The 15,812-nt window shown below is 70.4% G+C and carries 13 protein-coding genes and 1 riboswitch; of the genes, 10 read left to right on the top strand and 3 right to left on the bottom strand.

What is annotated here, in order from left to right:
• Positions 1–67: 67 nt before the first annotated feature.
• A complete protein-coding gene (locus tag OG782_RS05690) occupies positions 68–2,347 on the top strand; it encodes a discoidin domain-containing protein (RefSeq protein ID WP_406448299.1) in 2,280 nt (759 codons plus the stop codon).
• Positions 2,348–2,418: 71 nt separating this feature from the next.
• On the opposite strand, the gene OG782_RS05685 is transcribed toward OG782_RS05690, so the two are convergent.
• Both OG782_RS05685 and OG782_RS05680 read right to left on the bottom strand, forming a co-directional pair.
• Positions 2,419–3,807: a uracil-xanthine permease family protein gene (locus tag OG782_RS05685; RefSeq protein ID WP_406448298.1), complete on the bottom strand. Its 1,389-nt coding sequence runs from the start codon at positions 3,805–3,807 to the stop codon at positions 2,419–2,421.
• A gap of 125 nt (positions 3,808–3,932) precedes the next feature.
• Positions 3,933–5,159 (bottom strand): MFS transporter, encoded by a 1,227-nt coding sequence (locus OG782_RS05680; protein ID WP_406448297.1) that lies wholly within the window; start codon positions 5,157–5,159, stop codon positions 3,933–3,935.
• 122 nt (positions 5,160–5,281) lie between these two features.
• Between OG782_RS05680 and OG782_RS05675 the strand changes: the two genes are divergently transcribed.
• Entirely contained in the window at positions 5,282–6,460 is a 1,179-nt protein-coding gene (locus tag OG782_RS05675) for an ROK family transcriptional regulator (protein ID WP_406448296.1), read from the top strand.
• Between the two features lie 506 nt (positions 6,461–6,966).
• Here OG782_RS05675 and OG782_RS05670 read toward each other — a convergent pair.
• Positions 6,967–9,309, bottom strand: coding sequence for a chitinase C-terminal domain-containing protein (locus OG782_RS05670; RefSeq protein WP_406448295.1), 2,343 nt, complete (start codon positions 9,307–9,309; stop codon positions 6,967–6,969).
• Positions 9,310–9,574: 265 nt separating this feature from the next.
• A riboswitch (FMN riboswitch) is annotated at positions 9,575–9,705 on the top strand.
• Between the two features lie 155 nt (positions 9,706–9,860).
• On the opposite strand from OG782_RS05670, the gene ribD reads away from it, so the two are divergent.
• The 8 genes from ribD (at position 9,861) to OG782_RS05630 (ending at position 15,745) form a co-directional block, all read left to right on the top strand.
• Positions 9,861–10,961: a bifunctional diaminohydroxyphosphoribosylaminopyrimidine deaminase/5-amino-6-(5-phosphoribosylamino)uracil reductase RibD gene (ribD, locus tag OG782_RS05665; RefSeq protein WP_406448294.1), complete on the top strand. Its 1,101-nt coding sequence runs from the start codon at positions 9,861–9,863 to the stop codon at positions 10,959–10,961.
• Positions 10,962–11,579 (top strand): riboflavin synthase, encoded by a 618-nt coding sequence (locus tag OG782_RS05660; RefSeq protein WP_406448293.1) that lies wholly within the window; start codon positions 10,962–10,964, stop codon positions 11,577–11,579.
• Positions 11,576–12,220: a nicotinamide riboside transporter PnuC gene (locus OG782_RS05655; protein ID WP_406448292.1), complete on the top strand. Its 645-nt coding sequence runs from the start codon at positions 11,576–11,578 to the stop codon at positions 12,218–12,220. Before OG782_RS05660 ends, OG782_RS05655 begins: the two co-directional genes overlap by 4 nt.
• Positions 12,217–13,515 carry a bifunctional 3,4-dihydroxy-2-butanone-4-phosphate synthase/GTP cyclohydrolase II gene (locus OG782_RS05650; protein WP_406448291.1) on the top strand — a complete coding sequence of 433 codons (1,299 nt, stop codon included), beginning with the start codon at positions 12,217–12,219 and terminating at the stop codon, positions 13,513–13,515. The genes OG782_RS05655 and OG782_RS05650 overlap by 4 nt, the downstream gene beginning before the upstream one ends.
• Positions 13,516–13,564: 49 nt before the next feature.
• Positions 13,565–14,050, top strand: coding sequence for a 6,7-dimethyl-8-ribityllumazine synthase (gene ribH, locus OG782_RS05645; RefSeq protein WP_406448290.1), 486 nt, complete (start codon positions 13,565–13,567; stop codon positions 14,048–14,050).
• Between the two features lie 34 nt (positions 14,051–14,084).
• Positions 14,085–14,357, top strand: coding sequence for a phosphoribosyl-ATP diphosphatase (locus OG782_RS05640; RefSeq protein WP_018524273.1), 273 nt, complete (start codon positions 14,085–14,087; stop codon positions 14,355–14,357).
• Between the two features lie 64 nt (positions 14,358–14,421).
• The gene (gene hisG / locus OG782_RS05635) at positions 14,422–15,270 is read left to right on the top strand and encodes an ATP phosphoribosyltransferase (protein WP_406448289.1); all 849 of its coding nucleotides are present in this window, start codon (positions 14,422–14,424) and stop codon (positions 15,268–15,270) included.
• 22 nt (positions 15,271–15,292) lie between these two features.
• Complete coding sequence (locus OG782_RS05630; RefSeq protein ID WP_406448288.1) at positions 15,293–15,745, top strand: PH domain-containing protein; 453 nt, start codon at positions 15,293–15,295, stop codon at positions 15,743–15,745.
• Positions 15,746–15,812: the final 67 nt, after the last annotated feature.

Here is a 15,812-nt window from a genome sequence, read left to right as displayed (position 1 = left end):
TACCTTGCCGTTGCCTCACCCGTAGCACGGCCCTGTGACGGGCCGGTGAACCCGACAGGAGACAGCGGTGGCAGGTCAGGAACGTAACCCAGTGCCCGTCAACGGCCCCGGACGGCGCGGATTCCTCAAGTCGATCGCCGCCATCGGTGCGGGCGCCGCCGCGCCCGGCCTGATCGGCGCCTTCATGAACACCGCCTCCGCCGCACAGGCGGTTCCCCTGCGCGCGACGATCGACGCGGCGCACCCGGCGCACCTGATCAACTTCGGTCAGGACGACCAGCTCAACGGCGACACGACCGCCAAGCTGTGGAGCACCGTTCCCGACTACCTGAAGCCGTACGTCTACATCAACCTGATCCCCGGCGCGAACATCCACAACGTGCCGGCGCAGACCGACTGGATCGCCGCCGAGCTGGCCTTCGCCACCGCGCACCAGATCCCGGTCACCGTGCAGGTCGCCCACGGCCAGACCGGCACCACCGACCGTATTCCGGTCGCCCAGTGGGAGACCTGGGCCGCGGCCAACCCGGTCTCGCTCAAGGGGTTCAACGCCGCCGAGCTGTACAACGGACCCGACCAGAGCGGCTATCTGATCGACCTGTTCAACCTCGCCGGCCGGCAGGGCATGTTCTTCTTCTGGACCGACACCAACATCTTCGGCACCAACGGCATGATGCTCGACTACATGCAGAACAACGGCGCGTTCCTGCCGGCGATGAAGGCCAACGCCGCCAACCTGGTGCTGCTCAACAAGGAGTCCTTCGCCACCGACACCACCGACGCCCTGCTCAAGGGCCTGTGGCTGACGGGCCACATCGGCAACTGGGGCGGCTCCACCGACTGGTGGAAGTGGGGTCTGGACGGCAGGGGAGTCTTCCCCGGCGGCTCCGGCGGCCAGGACTGGAAGTACATCCTCCAGTACCCGCAGGGCCTCCAGATGCAGTCGATCGTCCGCGACATGTCGCAGGGCGCGACCGTGTTCCTGTGCGAGGCCTCGTTCTTCACCAACGGCGCCTGGGGCCACCGCTACGCCGGCGCGCACTTCGGGGTGTACCCGCTGCTGTACGACGTGGTCCGCGGCCGGATCAAGATCCCCACCCGCGCCCAGGTCGCCGCCCAGACCCTCACGGTCGCCAAGGGCAAGTCCGCCTACACCACTCCGGGCTGGAACGGATCGGTCAACAACGCGATGGCCTCCGACGGCCGTTACGGGATGCTTCCCCTGGTCCCGACGACGATGCCGGCGGCGGACCTGTCGCCCTTCACCACCGTGACCGCGGCCCAGCCGAAGAGCTACTACGACAACCTCTACCCCGGCTACGCCACCGAGAGCGACGCCTGGCTGGTCCGCACCGACACCGCCGTGCCGCAGTGGTTCTACACCAACCCGTACATGGGCGTGCAGCGCAAGGCGTTCGCCACGTTCACCCCGGCCGGCATCCCGGGCGCGTCCGTGACCATCAGCGCGGACGAGCACTCCAATGTGATCGTCAGTGAGGGAACCGGCAGCCTCGGCTTCCACGCCTACAACCACCGGCTGGATCTCACCAACGCGCTCTCCCAGGTCACCGACAAGCCGACGACGTTCCAGTTCGGGCAGAACTACATGGCGCCGGTCATGGACCCGTCCGGCAACCCGGTGGTCAACGCCGACGGAACCATCCCGACGGTCGGCGGCCACACGCTGCCCGACCGGAGCGCCCGCGACATCCGCAACGTCACCGTCGCCGTCCGGGGAACGTGGAACGGCGGCCGGCCGGTGGTCGTGTTCGACGACTACGCCGGTGTGACCCGCCCCTACACCCAGACCCAGACCTGGGACGCCGGTACCAAGACCCTCACCCTCGCGCTCACGATGAACGGCGTCTGCAACTTCAACGTCAAGGTCGACGGGCCCGGCGCCGCGTTCCTGCCCACCACCGGCTGGAGCGTGAAGTACGCCGACAGCGAGGAGACCAGCGGCGAGAACGGCGCGGCCGCCAACGTCCTCGACGGCGACAGGACGACGATCTGGCACACCCGGTACACGGGCGCGGCCCCCGTACCGGCGCCGCCCCACGAGATCCAGATCGACATGGGCTCGTCGAAGGCCATCACCGGCTTCGCCTACCTGCCCCGCCAGGACGGAAGCGTCAACGGCCGCGTCGGCCGGTACGAGTTCTACGTCAGCTCCGACGGCACCACCTGGGGCTCCCCGGTCGCCGCCGGCACCTTCACCGACGACGCCGGCCGCAAGACGGTCGGCTTCCCGTCCACGACCGCCCGATACCTCCGCTTCCGCGCCCTGACCGCGGTCGACGGCGGACCGTACACCACCTGCGCCACCCTGTCCGTCATCGGTTCCTGACCGGCGGCAACCGGCAGTGGGCGGTGGCATCCCGGGACCCGGGATGCCACCGCCCACTGCCGGTTGCCTCTCTAGCGCGCGGGGGGCTCGTCCTCGTCATACGACGAGGTCCCCGAATCAAGCAGCGGTTCCTCGGTCTTGAGGTGGGCCGGAGCGAAGGCCCGCAGTACGTGGTAGCCGGTGATCACGACGATGGTGCCCAGCGCGATACCGCTCAGCTCGAAATTGTCGGTGATCTTCAGGCTGACCCCGCCGACGCCGATGATGATGCCCGCGGCGGCCGGCACCAGGTTCAGCGGATTGCGCAGATCGACCTTGGCGGTCAGCCAGATCTGGGCGCCGAGCAGGCCGATCATGCCGTACAGGATGACGGTGATGCCGCCGAGCACCCCGCCGGGAATGGCGGCGACGACCGCACCGAACTTGGGGCAGAGGCCGAACAGCAGGGCGAAGCAGGCGGCGGCCCAGTAGGCGGCGGTGGAGTACACCCGGGTCGCGGCCATCACACCGATGTTCTCGGAGTACGTCGTGTTCGGCGGACCGCCGGCCGCGGTCGAGAGCATCGAGGCGGCGCCGTCGGCGGCGATCGCCGTGCCCAGCTTGGAGTCCAGGGAACGGCCGGTCATCTCGCCGACGGCCTTCACATGTCCGGCGTTCTCGGCGATCAGCGCGATGACGACGGGCAGCGCGACCAGGATCGCCGACCATTCGAAACTCGGGGCGTGGAACGACGGCAGCCCGACCCAGTCGGCCTTCCCCACCCCCGAAAGATCCAGCCGCCAGTGGTCCACGGCCTCGGCACCGCCCGCCGGGGAATGGATCTTCCCGAAGACCCGGTCGAGCACCCAGGACAGGACGTAGCCGAAGACGAGTCCCAGGAAGATCGCGATACGGGAGAAGAACCCGCGCAGACAGACCACGGCCAGTCCGGTGAACAGCATCACGAGGAGCGCGGTCCACTGGTCCTGCGGCCAGTACGTCGACGCGGTCACCGGCGCCAGGTTGAAGCCGATCAGCATGACGACCGCGCCCGTCACCACCGGCGGCATCGCCGCGTGGATGATCCGGGCGCCGAAGCGCTGCACCGCGAGGCCGGCGAGGAAGAGCACGGCCCCCACCACGAAGACCGCACCGGTGACGACCGCACTGCTGCCGCCACTGGCCCGGATGGTCGCGGCGACCCCGACGAAGGAGAGCGAACAGCCCAGATAGCTGGGCACCTGGCCGCGCGTGGCCAGCAGGAAGATGGCCGTGGCGACACCCGACATCATGATCGCCAGGTTGGGGTCCAGGCCCATGAGCACCGGGGCGACGAACGACGCCCCGAACATCGCGACCACGTGCTGCGCACCGAGCCCGAAGGTCCGGGGCCAGGTCAGGCGCTCGTCGGGGCGGACCACCGCCCCGGGTGCGGGCGTCTTCCCGTCGCCGTGCAAGGTCCAGCGCACGCCGAGGCCCATGGTTGCTCCCTGTGTGTAGTGCGGAGTCCAGTACCTTGCCGGGCACGGCGCTCACTGCAGAAATGATCAGCGCCATGTTAGGGCCTGGCGATGTCCGGGTCGGTCGGGCCGCGGGCGCGTACGGCTCAGGGGCGCGGCTCCGCCACCGCCTTGCCCGCCGCGTCCGAGGAAGTCACGGTCTTGCGGTCCCCGGCCCGCAGCACCCCGGCACCGAGCACCAGCCCGAACGCCAGCACCGACACCACGCCGAACGAGACGACCAGCGAGGTGGCCTCGGCCAGCGAACCGATGGCCGACGGGGCGATGAGTCCCGAGGTGTACGTGATCGTGGCGACGCCCGCGATCGCCTGGCTCGGGTTCGGCCCGCTGCGCCCGGCCGCCGCGAAGGCGAGCGGGACGACCACGGCGATGCCGAGCCCCAGCAGTCCGAACCCGGACATCGCCACCGCCGCGTTCGGGGCGGTGACCACCATGACCCCGCCGACCGTGGCGAGGACGCCGCCGGTGCGTACGGTCCGCACCGCCCCGAAGCGGTCGACGATCCGGTCGCCTGCGATCCGGGCGATGGCCATGGTCAGGGCGAACGCGGTCGTCGACGCGGCCGCCAGACCGGCCGAACTGTCCAGCACGTCACGGAGGTAGACCGCCGACCAGTCCAGGCTGGCCCCCTCGGCGAAGACCGCGCAGAAGCCCACCGCGCCGATGATCAGGGCCGACCTGGGCGGCAGGGCGAAGCGCGGCGGCGGCTCCTGGTCCGGTTCGCTGTGCAGGTCCAGTACCCGCTGGCAGGCGATCAGGCCCAGGGTGGTGAGGACGAGCGCGACGATCATGTGGTGCAGCCGCGCGTCGGCCTCCATATGGGCGGCCACGGTGCCCGCCGCCGAACCGATCAGGGCGCCGACGCTCCACATCCCGTGCAGCCCGGACATGATCGACTTGTCGAGGCGGTTCTCCACCTCGACACCGAGCGCGTTCATCGCCACGTCCGACATGCCGGCCGACGCCCCGTACACGAAGAGTGCCGCGCACAGCGTGACCAGGTTGGGGGCCAGGGCGGGCAGGATCAGGGCCAGCGTCCACAGGGCCAGCAGCCCGCGCAACGCGGTCCGGGCGCCGAAGCGGTGGCTGATCGTTCCTGCGAGCGGCATCGCGAGCGAGGCGCCGATCGCCGGGAAGGCCAGGGCGATACCGAGCTGCCCGGCGCTGACCCCGGCGTGGTCCTGGATCCAGGGCACCCGGGTGGCGAAACTGCCGGTCACCGCGCCGTGCACGGTGAAGACCGCGGCGATGGCGTACCTGGCCCGCCGCACCTCCTGTGTGCCGAAGCCCGTAGCCGTGGAATCCGTTGTCATCCCGCGTGTCCTCCCCTGGAAAATCTGTACTCCACGATGCGGGCAGTAAACTATCAGGAACCCTGCCTGATAAATAGACCGTCCGGTCCGGCACCGTGACGGAGATCTGGAAGGATCCCGGCATGCCCGCATCACCGAGCACCGCCCGGGCCATCAACGACCGGCTCGCCCTGCGCCTCCTCCAGCAGGACGGCCCGCTGACGGCCACCCAGTTGAAGACCCTGACCGGACTCTCCCGGCCCACCGTCGCCGACCTGGTCGAACGGCTGCAGGGAGCGGGCCTGATCCAGGTGGTCGGCGAGGCCGGGGCCGAGCGCCGCGGGCCCAACGCCCGGCTCTACGGGATCGTCGCCGACCGCGCCCATCTGGCCGGTCTCGACGTACGCACCGACAGCGTCGCCGTGGTCGTCGCCGACCTGCTGGGCGTGACCCTCGCCGAGGCGACCCTGCCGATCGGCGGCTCCACCGCCGTCGACGAGGCGGTGGAACAGGCCGTCGCCCTCCTGGAACGCACGGCGCGCACGGCCGGCACGGCTCCGCTGCACAGCGTCGGCATCGGCGCGCCCGGACTGATCGACCCGGTCACCGGGGAGCTGCGGGACACCACGGGTCTGCCCGCCTGGCACCGCAGCCTGGTCCGGGTGCTCCAGGAGCGGCTGCCCGCGACGGTGCTCGTGGAGAACGAGACCAATCTCGCCGCCGTCGCCGAGCACCGCGTCGGCGCCGCCCGCGACCGCGACACCTTCGTCCTGCTCTGGCTCGGCCACGGCATCGGGGCGGCCGTCATGCTGGACGGCAAGCTGCGCCGGGGCGCCTCCGGGGGTGCGGGCGAGCTGGGTTTCCTGCCGGTCCCCGGCACGACCGGCATCCCCTCGGCCGCCAACTGCGACGGCGGGTTCCACTCCCTGGCGGGTTCGGCCGCCCTGTGCGAACTGGCAGCCGCCCACGGCATCACCGCACCGGCCGGAGGCCGGGAACCCGGCGCGGCCGCCGCCGTGCGTGCGGCCCTGGCGGGGGAGGGGGACGGCGACACCTTCCTCGGCGACCTCGCCGACCGCCTCGCCCTCGGCGCCGCGGCCGTAGCCTCGGTGCTCGACCCCGGCTGCGTACTCCTGGCCGGCGAGGTCGGGCACGCGGGCGGCGACGAGCTGGCCGCGCGGGTCGAGGAGCGGCTTGCGGCGATGTCCCCCCTGCGTACCGAGGTCAGGGCGGGGCTGCTGGGCGGCACGGCGGTCCTGCGCGGCGCGCTTCTCGCTGCGCGCGAGGCGGCCCAGGAGGCGTTGTTCGCCCCGGCGGGGTGAGGGATCTTGCCCCTTCCCGGGGGCGCGGGGTTCCGTCCTCAATCGCCGGACGGGCTTTTGTGCGGGTGCCCCGCGGGGCACCTTGTCCGGTGGGCGGGGGTGGGGCCCCTCCGGGGAGACTCCTCAAAAATGGCGTGTGCACCCGACGACGAACAGGCGCCCGGGTCGTACGCCATTTTCTGCGGGGACTCCCCTGCACGTCCCCACCCGGCCGTCATCGCGTCTGCACGCCGGCGGTACTGCTGCCGCAGACGCGATGGCGGCCGGTCCGGGGCCGTGCAGGGGAGTCCCCGCAGGACGACGAACACCGACCCGGGTCGCCTGCGTACCCGCCGAACGTTCGTCGTCTGAGGAGTCTCCCCGGAGGGGCACCGGACCCCCACCACGCGGGGAACGCGCCTCCGCGTCGCGGAGCACCCGCACCAGTCAAGCCCGTCCGGCGATTGAGGACGGAACCCCGCACCCGGGGACCGGGCAACATCACCCAGCCCCGGGCGCGGGACGCGTCAGCAGGCGCCGAGGTCCTGCCAGACACCCCATTCGCCGGCGGAACCAGGCGTGTCACCCTTCGTCCACCACTTGGCCTTCCACTGGTGCGAACCGTGGCTGACCGTCGCACCCGAGCCGTACTCGGCGGTCGCGCTCCAGGCCGCCGCGGCGCACGTGCCGCCGGTGGGGTCGGGGCTCGGACCGCCCGTGCCGGACGGGTCCGGCGACGGCGTGCTGCCGCCCGGCTCGACGACCGTCGTACCGCGTGCCAGGTCGGCGGCCAGCGCGTAGGACTTTCCGCCGAAGGTCACCGTCCAGTTCGACGGCGTGGACGTCGGCAGGTAGTACGTGAAGTCCACCTGGACCGAGGCGCCGGGCGTCAGCGTCTGCCAGGCCGGCAGCTTCAGGGAGACGCGGTTGTAGTCGCCCTTCAGGCCGCCGATGTTGTTCGCGGCGGTGTGGTCGCTGCGCACGATCGTGGTGCCGAAGCCGGACTGGTCCTTGGCGTTGGCGGGCGCCGAGGTCGAGTAGTCGAACTGGAACTCCGTGCCGCCGGGCAGCGTCGCCTTCGTGTTGTTGGTGATCTTCAGTTTGGGGCTGATCGGGTAGTTGGAGTCGCCGAGCGGGAACTGGTCGAAGGACACGTCGATGTCCAGCGCCTGCGTGGGCAGGTCGATGGTGGAGCGCTTGGCCCCGTACGGCGCGGCCGACTTGAAGGTGTCGTACATCGTCGAGGTGAGCGTGGACCCCGGCTCGTACTGGCCCTTGGCCGCGTTCCAGCCGTAGTCGCCGGCGAGCTCCCAGATCATGGTGCCGCCGATGCCCTTGTCGGCCACGTAGTCCGCCTTGGCCTTCACGGACTGCTCGTCCTCGGTGGAGAGGAAGACCTTCGTCTGCGCGTTCCACAGCCAGGGGGCGACCAGCGTGGAGTCGTACTTGCGGACGTAGGTGCCCGTCAGCTTCGTGTCCGCGGGGAATCCGTAGTCCGTGACGTAGTCGCCGACCACGCCCTTCTCCAGGTTCTTCGCGTGCCACATCGGGTTGGAGCCGGCCGGTGCCTCCTTGCCGTTGGTGTCCAGGTCGTGCCAGAGGTTGTCGATGCCGACGGCGCCGTCCCCGCACTTGGTCAGACCCGCGCCGGCCGGGCAGTCGGTGGTGGCCGCCTTGCCCCAGAGGCCGTCGGTGCCGCCCTGCACGTTCTTGAAGCCGCGCGTGTAGTACGGCAGGCCGATGTTGATCCGGCCGGACGGCATCGAACCGCGGAAGTAGTGGTAGGCCCAGTCGGTGTTGAGGTAGCCGGTGCCGCCGTACTGCGAGGTCGAGTAGACGCTCGCCTGGGCGAGTTCGGCGTCCTTGCCGTCGTCGAACAGTGCCGCGTTCGGGCCGACGTACTCGTTCCAGGCGCCGTGCAGGTCGTACGACATGATGTTGACGTAGTCCAGGTACTTCTGGACCTGGAAGGTCTCCATGCCGCGCAGCAGATAGCCGGAGGAGGGGGCGGCGACGCTGAGCAGGTAGTGCTTGCCGTCGGCGGCGGACGCCCGGTCGAGCTTCTCGCGCAGGGTCTTCATCAGGGCGGCGTAGCTCTTGACCAGGCCGGCCCGGCGGGCGTTGGACAGCGTCCAGTCCAGCGGGTTGCCGGCGTCCTTCATGGTGGTCGGGTACTCGTAGTCGATGTCGACGCCGTTGAAGCCGTACTTCTTGATGAAGTCGACGGTCGAGTCGGCGAAGGTGTTGATCCCGCTCTGGTTGACCGAGCCGTCGGCGTTGGTCGCCATCGAGTAGAAGCCGCCGGAGTCGACCCGCTTGCCGCTGTCGTCGAAGTAGCCGCCGGTCTCGGCCCAGCCGCCCACCGACACCATCGTCTTCACGTTCGGGTACTGCTTCTTGAACTTGTTGAGCAGGTTGAAATGGCCCTTGTAGGGGAGATCCGGGTCCATTTCCGCACCGGCGACTCCCGGCCACGTCATGCCGGTCGAGGCGTTGTCCGGCCCGTCGGCGCCGACCGAGATCTTGTTGGCGCCGTCGACGTGGGCGAACGCGTAGTTGAGGTGGGTGACCTTGTCCCAGGGGATGTCGGAGGCGAGGTAGGCGGGCTTGCCGTCCTTGCCGGTCCGCCAGTTGGTGAAGTAGCCGATGACCCGCCGCGGGTGGTCGGCGCCCATCTTCTCGCGGCCTTCGGAGTCGTACACGGAGCAGTACGGGACGGCGACGCCCGGCGTCTCGTAGAGCCCGTCGGGGCGACAGGACTCCTGGTCGGCGGCTTGCGAGGGGGTTGCGGCGAGCGAGCCGAGCAGCAGTGCGGCGACACTGACGCCGGCTGCGAGCAGCGTGGCTCTCGCACGAGTGGGGGACAGCACGTTCGGTTCCTCCTGGGGAGGTCGGCAGAACACAACTGACAAGGGGGTGGGTCGTGTTGGGTCCCGGGCGTGCGCACACCGCGGGAACCGTTCCTCGGAGGTGACGCAGAGATTAAAAGGACTAGACCACTGCGTCAATAGGTCTGGACCTTTAAGGTGCGGGTGTCCGAAAAGAGCCCTTGTCACGGGCTGTCTGTGAGCCACTCCACAGCGTTCACCCGTATGGCCCGCGGTCAGTCGTGGCACACTGATCGTGTACCAGCAGCAGCGCACTCCGGGGTCGGTGCAATTCCGAACCGGCGGTTATAGTCCGCGACCCGTCCGCATCCAGCGGCCGGTTGACCAGGTGGGATTCCTGGACCGACGGTTAAAGTCCGGATGGGAGGCAGTGCGCGGCGGGCCGTTTCGCGGGTACGCCGCCGTCGGCGGATGGTTTTCGGGCGACCGATCCATCCGTTTTTCGGGCATTCGGCGTCCCTGCCCTGCGTTCCGCTTCATCTGTCGTCATCGACAGGCCCCGGAGTCCGTGCCCGAAGAGGCAGGAGGACCCGGTGGACACCGCAGCCGACACCACCGCCATGCGCCGAGCCATCACGCTCGCCGCCCGCGGCCTCGGCTCCACCAGCCCCAACCCCGTCGTCGGATGTGTCGTCCTCGACCCGGCGGGACACCCCGTGGGCGAGGGCTTCCACCAGCGCGCCGGCGGGCCGCACGCCGAGATCCACGCCCTGCGCGCGGCCGGCGAGAAGGCCCGCGGCGGCACCGCCTACGTCACCCTCGAGCCCTGTAACCACACCGGACGCACCGGCCCCTGCGCCCAGGCGCTCATCGAGGCCGGTGTCACCCGTGTCGTGTACGCGGTCGGCGACCCGAACCCGCAGGCCACCGGCGGTGCGGACACCCTGCGCAACGCCGGGGTCACGGCCGAGCAGGGACTGCTCGCCGAGGAGGCCGAAGCGGTCAACGCCGCCTGGCTGACCTCGGTGCGCCTCGGGCGCCCGCACGTCACCTGGAAGTACGCGGCGACCCTGGACGGCCGGATCGCGGCCGCCGACGCCACCAGCCGCTGGATCAGCTCCGCCGAGTCCCGCGCCGACGTCCACCGGCTGCGCGCCGGGGCGGACGCCGTCGTGGTCGGCTCCGGCACCGCCCGCACCGACGATCCCCAGCTCGGTGTACGGGGCATCGACGGCGCAGTCCAGCCCCTGCGGGTCGTCGTGGACACCGCCGCCACCGCCGTACGGCCCGGCGCCCGGGTCCTCGACGCCACCGCACCCACGGTGATCGCGGTCGCCGGCGACGCCGACACCCGCCACCTGCCCGAGGAGGCGGTCCTGCGGCTGCCCCGCGCGGCGGGCGGCCCCGGCCTGGACCTTCCCGCGCTCCTCGCCGCCCTCCACGGGCGCGGCGTCCGCTCCGTACTCCTCGAAGGCGGCCCGACCCTGGCCGGGGCCTTCGTCGCTGCGGGACTGGTCGACAAGGTCGTCGGCTACCTCGCCCCCGTACTCCTCGGCGCCGGTCCCGCGGCCCTCGCCGACGCCGGAATCTCCACCATCGCCGAGGCGTTGCGCCTCGATGTGACCGAGACCGTTCGCATCGGCCCCGATCTGCGCATCACCGCCGTCCCCGGCCCCGCCCGGAAGGAAAACTGAGTGTTCACCGGAATTGTCGAAGAACTGGGTGAGGTCACCGCCGTCGAGAAGCTCGACGACGCCTCCCGATTCCGCCTGCGCGGGCCCGTGGTCACCGAGGGCGCCAAGCACGGTGACTCGATCGCCGTCAACGGCGTCTGCCTGACCGTCGTGGACCTCGGCGAGCACGAGTTCACCGCCGATGTGATGGCCGAGACCCTGAACCGCTCCAGCCTCGGCGCACTGGCCACCGGCTCCCGGGTCAACCTGGAGCGCCCGATGGCGCTCGGCGGCCGGCTCGGCGGCCACATCGTCCAGGGCCATGTCGACGGCACGGGCCGCATCATCGGGCGCGAGGTCTCCGAGAACTGGGAGATCGTGAAGATCTCCCTCCCCGCGGAGCTGACCCGCTACGTGGTGGAGAAGGGGTCGATCACCGTCGACGGCGTGAGCCTGACCGTCGTGGACGCCGGACCCGACTACTTCACCATCAGCCTCATCCCCACCACCCTCGCCCTGACCACGCTCGGCATCAAGGAGCCCGGCGACCCGGTCAACCTCGAGGTGGACGTCATCGCGAAGTACGTCGAGCGGCTGCTCGGCAACTCCGCCCAGGAGCCGGGGGGGCCGGCGAAGTGAGCGCCCTGCACTGGCTGAACTCGGAGGCGTTCACCCTCTTCGACCAGCACATCATCTGGTCCGACATGATCGGCAACACGATCGGTCTGATCGCCCTGACCCTGGGCTGGCTCCGCTCGGTCTGGACCTGGCCCGCCCAGCTCCTGTCCGGCGTCGTCCTGGTCGCCGCCAACGTCTCCGTCCACCAGGCGGGCAGCGTCGGCAAACAGCTCGTCGTCGTCGCCGTCGCCGTCTGGGGCTGGCAGCAGTGGACCCGGGGCCGGCAGCAGGCCCAGGACGGCTCCATCGCCGTACGGTTCGCCACCTGGCGCGAGCGCGGCTACCTGCTGGGCGGCGCCGCCCTCGGCACCCTCGCGGTCGGCGGCCTGTTCACCGCGTTCCCCTCGCTCTCCTGGAGCCCGTGGGCGGACGCGTACATATTCGCCGGGACGCTCGTGGCGATGCTCGCCCAGGCCCGCGGCATGGTCGAGTTCTGGTTCGCCTGGCTCCTCGTCGACCTGGTCGGCGTCCCGCTCAACTTCCACAGCGGTCTCGCCTTCTCCGGTCTCATCTACGTCGTCTACGGCGCCCTCGTCCTGTGGGGCATGCGCGACTGGTGGCTGCGTACGCGGACACCCGCTCTGGAAGGAGCCACGGCATGACTGCCCAGCCCACCTGGTTGCACCGGGAACACGACGCACCCGCCGAGGACCTCTCCCTCGACCCCGTGGAGCAGGCCGTCCGCGACATCGCCGCAGGCCGGCCCGTCGTGGTCGTCGACGACGAGGACCGGGAGAACGAGGGCGACCTCGTCATCGCGGCCGAGAAGGCCACCCCCGAGATCATCGCCTTCATGATGAGCGAGTGCCGCGGACTCATCTGCGCACCCATGGAGAACGACGAGCTGGAGCGGCTCGAACTCCCGCAGATGGTCGACCACAACACCGAGTCGATGAAGACCGCCTTCACCGTCTCCGTCGACGCCTCCGCCGCCCACGGCGTCACCACCGGCATCTCGGCCGCCGACCGGGCCACCACGCTCCGGCTGCTGGCGGGCGGCACCGCCGGCCCCGGCGACTTCGTCCGCCCCGGCCACATCTTCCCGCTGCGCGCCCGCACCGGCGGCGTACTCGTACGCAACGGCCACACCGAGGCCGCCGTCGACCTCGCCCGGCTCGCCGGGCTGCGGCCCGCCGGGGCGATCGTCGAGATCGCGGGCGAGGACGGCGTCATGCTGCGGCTGCCGCAGCTGGTCCCGTTCGCCCGCAAGCACGGCCTCACGATCATCTCCATCGAGGACCTGATCGCCTACCGGCGGACCTCCGAGCCGACCGTCCGGCGCGAGGCCGAGGTACGGCTGCCGACCGACTTCGGCGCCTTCACCGCCTTCGGCTACCGCTCCACCGTGGACGGCGTCGAGCACGTCGCCCTGGTCCACGGTGACATCGGGGACGGCGAGGACGTCCTGGTCCGGATCCACTCCGAGTGCCTGACCGGCGACATCTTCCAGTCCCAGCGCTGCGACTGCGGCCCCCAGCTGCACGCCTCCATGCGACGCGTCACACAGGAGGGCCGTGGCGTCGTCGTCTATCTGCGCGGCCACGAGGGACGCGGCATCGGACTGCTGTCCAAGCTGCGCGCGTACGAACTCCAGGAACGCGGCGTCGACACCCTCGACGCCAATCTGGAGCTCGGCCTGCCCGCCGACGCCCGGGACTACGCGGCCGGCGCCCAGATCCTCAAGGACCTCGGCGTGCACAGCCTGCGCCTGATGACGAACAACCCCGAGAAGACCGCCGCGGTCCTGCGGCACGGCCTGGCCGTCACCGGCCGCGAGCCGATGCCCGTCAAGGCCGGCGAGCACAATCTGCGCTACCTGCGCACCAAGCGCGACCGCATGGGCCACGACCTGCCCTGGCTCGACGCCGCCACGGCGTCGACCTGCGGCAACCAGTAGCCCGGCACACCCCCAGCAGTCACCCGAGGAAATGAGCGGTAGGAGACACATGAGCGGCAAGGGCGCACCCGAACTGTCCGTACGCAACTGCGGTGACCTGCGTGTGGCGGTCGTCGCCGCGCAGTGGCACGAGAAGATCATGGACGGTCTCGTCGACGGCGCCCTGCGCGCCCTGCACGAGCTGGGCATCGACGAGCCGACCTTGCTGAGGGTCCCGGGCAGCTTCGAACTCCCCGTCGTCGCCAAGGTGCTGGCCGGACGCGGCTACGACGCGATCGTCGCCCTCGGCGTGATCATCCGCGGCGGCACCCCGCACTTCGAATACGTGTCCCACGGCGTCACCAACGGCCTCACCCAGGTCGCCGTCGACACCGGCGTCCCGGTCGGCTTCGGCGTCCTCACCTGTGACACCGAGGAGCAGGCACTCGACCGGGCAGGACTCGAGGGGTCCAACGAGGACAAGGGGCACGAAGCGGTCACCGCCGCCGTCGCCACCGCCACCACACTGCGCTCGGTCAGCGAACCCTGGCGCTGAGTGCCGGCCGGGGACCCCGTATTCTAAGGACATCATGGCGAACAAAACCTTCGAAGAGCTCTTCGCCGAGCTGCAGCTCAAGGCCGCCAACGGCGACCCCTCCACCTCGCGTACCGCCGAACTGGTGGACAAGGGCGTGCATGCCATCGGCAAGAAGGTCGTCGAGGAGGCCGCCGAAGTCTGGATGGCCGCCGAGCACGAGAGCAAGGACGCAGCGGCCGAGGAGATCTCCCAGCTGCTGTACCACGTCCAGGTGATGATGGTCGCGCGCGGAATCTCGCTCGACGACGTCTACGCCCATCTCTGAGCACGACCTCCGCACTCCGCCCGTACGTCTCCAGACACCCCTTTCGCAAAGGAAACCCGAGCTCATGCTGCGCATCGCCGTCCCCAACAAGGGTGCTATCTCCGGGCCTGCGATGGCGATGCTCCATGAGGCGGGCTACAAGCAGCGCAAGGAGTCCAAGGAACTCGTCCTCGTCGACCCCGACAACCAGGTCGAGTTCTTCTACCTGCGCCCGCGCGACATCGCGATCTATGTGAGTTCGGGCCGCCTCGACATCGGCATCACCGGCCGCGATCTGCTGCTGGACTCCGGCGCCGACGCCGAGGAGATCCTCCAGCTCGGCTTCGCCCGCTCCACCTTCCGCTACGCCACCAAGCCCGGCACCGCCGTCGGCCCGCAGGACTTCGACGGCATGACGATCGCCACCTCCTACGAGGGCATCGTCGCCAAGCACCTGGCCGAGACCGGCGTCAACGCCTCCGTCGTCCACCTGGACGGCGCCGTCGAGACGGCCATCGAGCTCGGCGTCGCCCAGATCATCGCCGACGTCGTCGAAACCGGCACCAGCCTGCGCAACGCCGGACTCGAGGTCATCGGCGAGCCGATCATGAAGTCGGAGGCGGTCGTCATCCGCCGCACCGGCGCCCCGGACGACGAGCCCAAGGTCCAGCAGTTCCTGCGCCGCCTCCAGGGCGTCCTGGTGGCCCGCAGCTACGTGATGATGGACTACGACTGCCGCGTCGAGCACCTCGAGCGCGCCGTCGCCCTCACCCCGGGCCTGGAGTCGCCGACCATCTCCCCGCTGCACCACGAGGGCTGGGTCGCCGTCCGCTCCATGGTCGCCGCCAAGGAGGCGCAGCGGATCATGGACGATCTGTACGACCTCGGCGCCCGCGCCATCCTCACCACGGCCATCCACGCCTGCCGCCTCTGACGGCGGGAGACAGAAGAAGACCATGTCAGCCCCCGCACTCCCCGACCTTCCGGTCACCTTCCGGCCCACCCGCACCCGGGTGGTCCTGCTGAGCGTCGGGGCGGCGATGTTCGCCGTCATCACCGTCGTCGCCTTCACCCTGGAACAGCTCAGCGGGGGAGAGCGGGCCAGCTTCATCTTCACCGCGCTGCTCTTCTTCGGCGTCCTGGCGCTGCTCAGCCGCCCCAGGATCGTCGCGGACGAGGAGGGGGTGACCGTGGTCAACCTCACCCGGACCCGGCGGCTGTCCTGGGCGGAGATCATCCGCGTCAACCTGCGCGCCGGGGACCCGTGGGTCTTCCTCGACCTCAGCGACGGGACCAGCATGCCCGCCCTCGGCATCCAGCCCGGAATCGCCAAGCAGCGGGCCATCCACGACGCCCGTACGCTCCGCGCCCTCGCCGAGAACCGCGGCACCGGCACGGACAACGGCTGAGCCCCCTGCCCCGTACGGCCTCTTGTTGATTACTCTGGAGAGCGGCGGCGCCCTGTGCGCCCCGCCC

Origin of the sequence: Streptomyces sp. NBC_00876 (genome assembly GCF_045207435.1) — a bacterium.
Taxonomy (GTDB): Bacteria; Actinomycetota; Actinomycetes; order Streptomycetales; family Streptomycetaceae; genus Streptomyces.
This window is presented reverse-complemented; position numbering and strand designations above follow the sequence as displayed.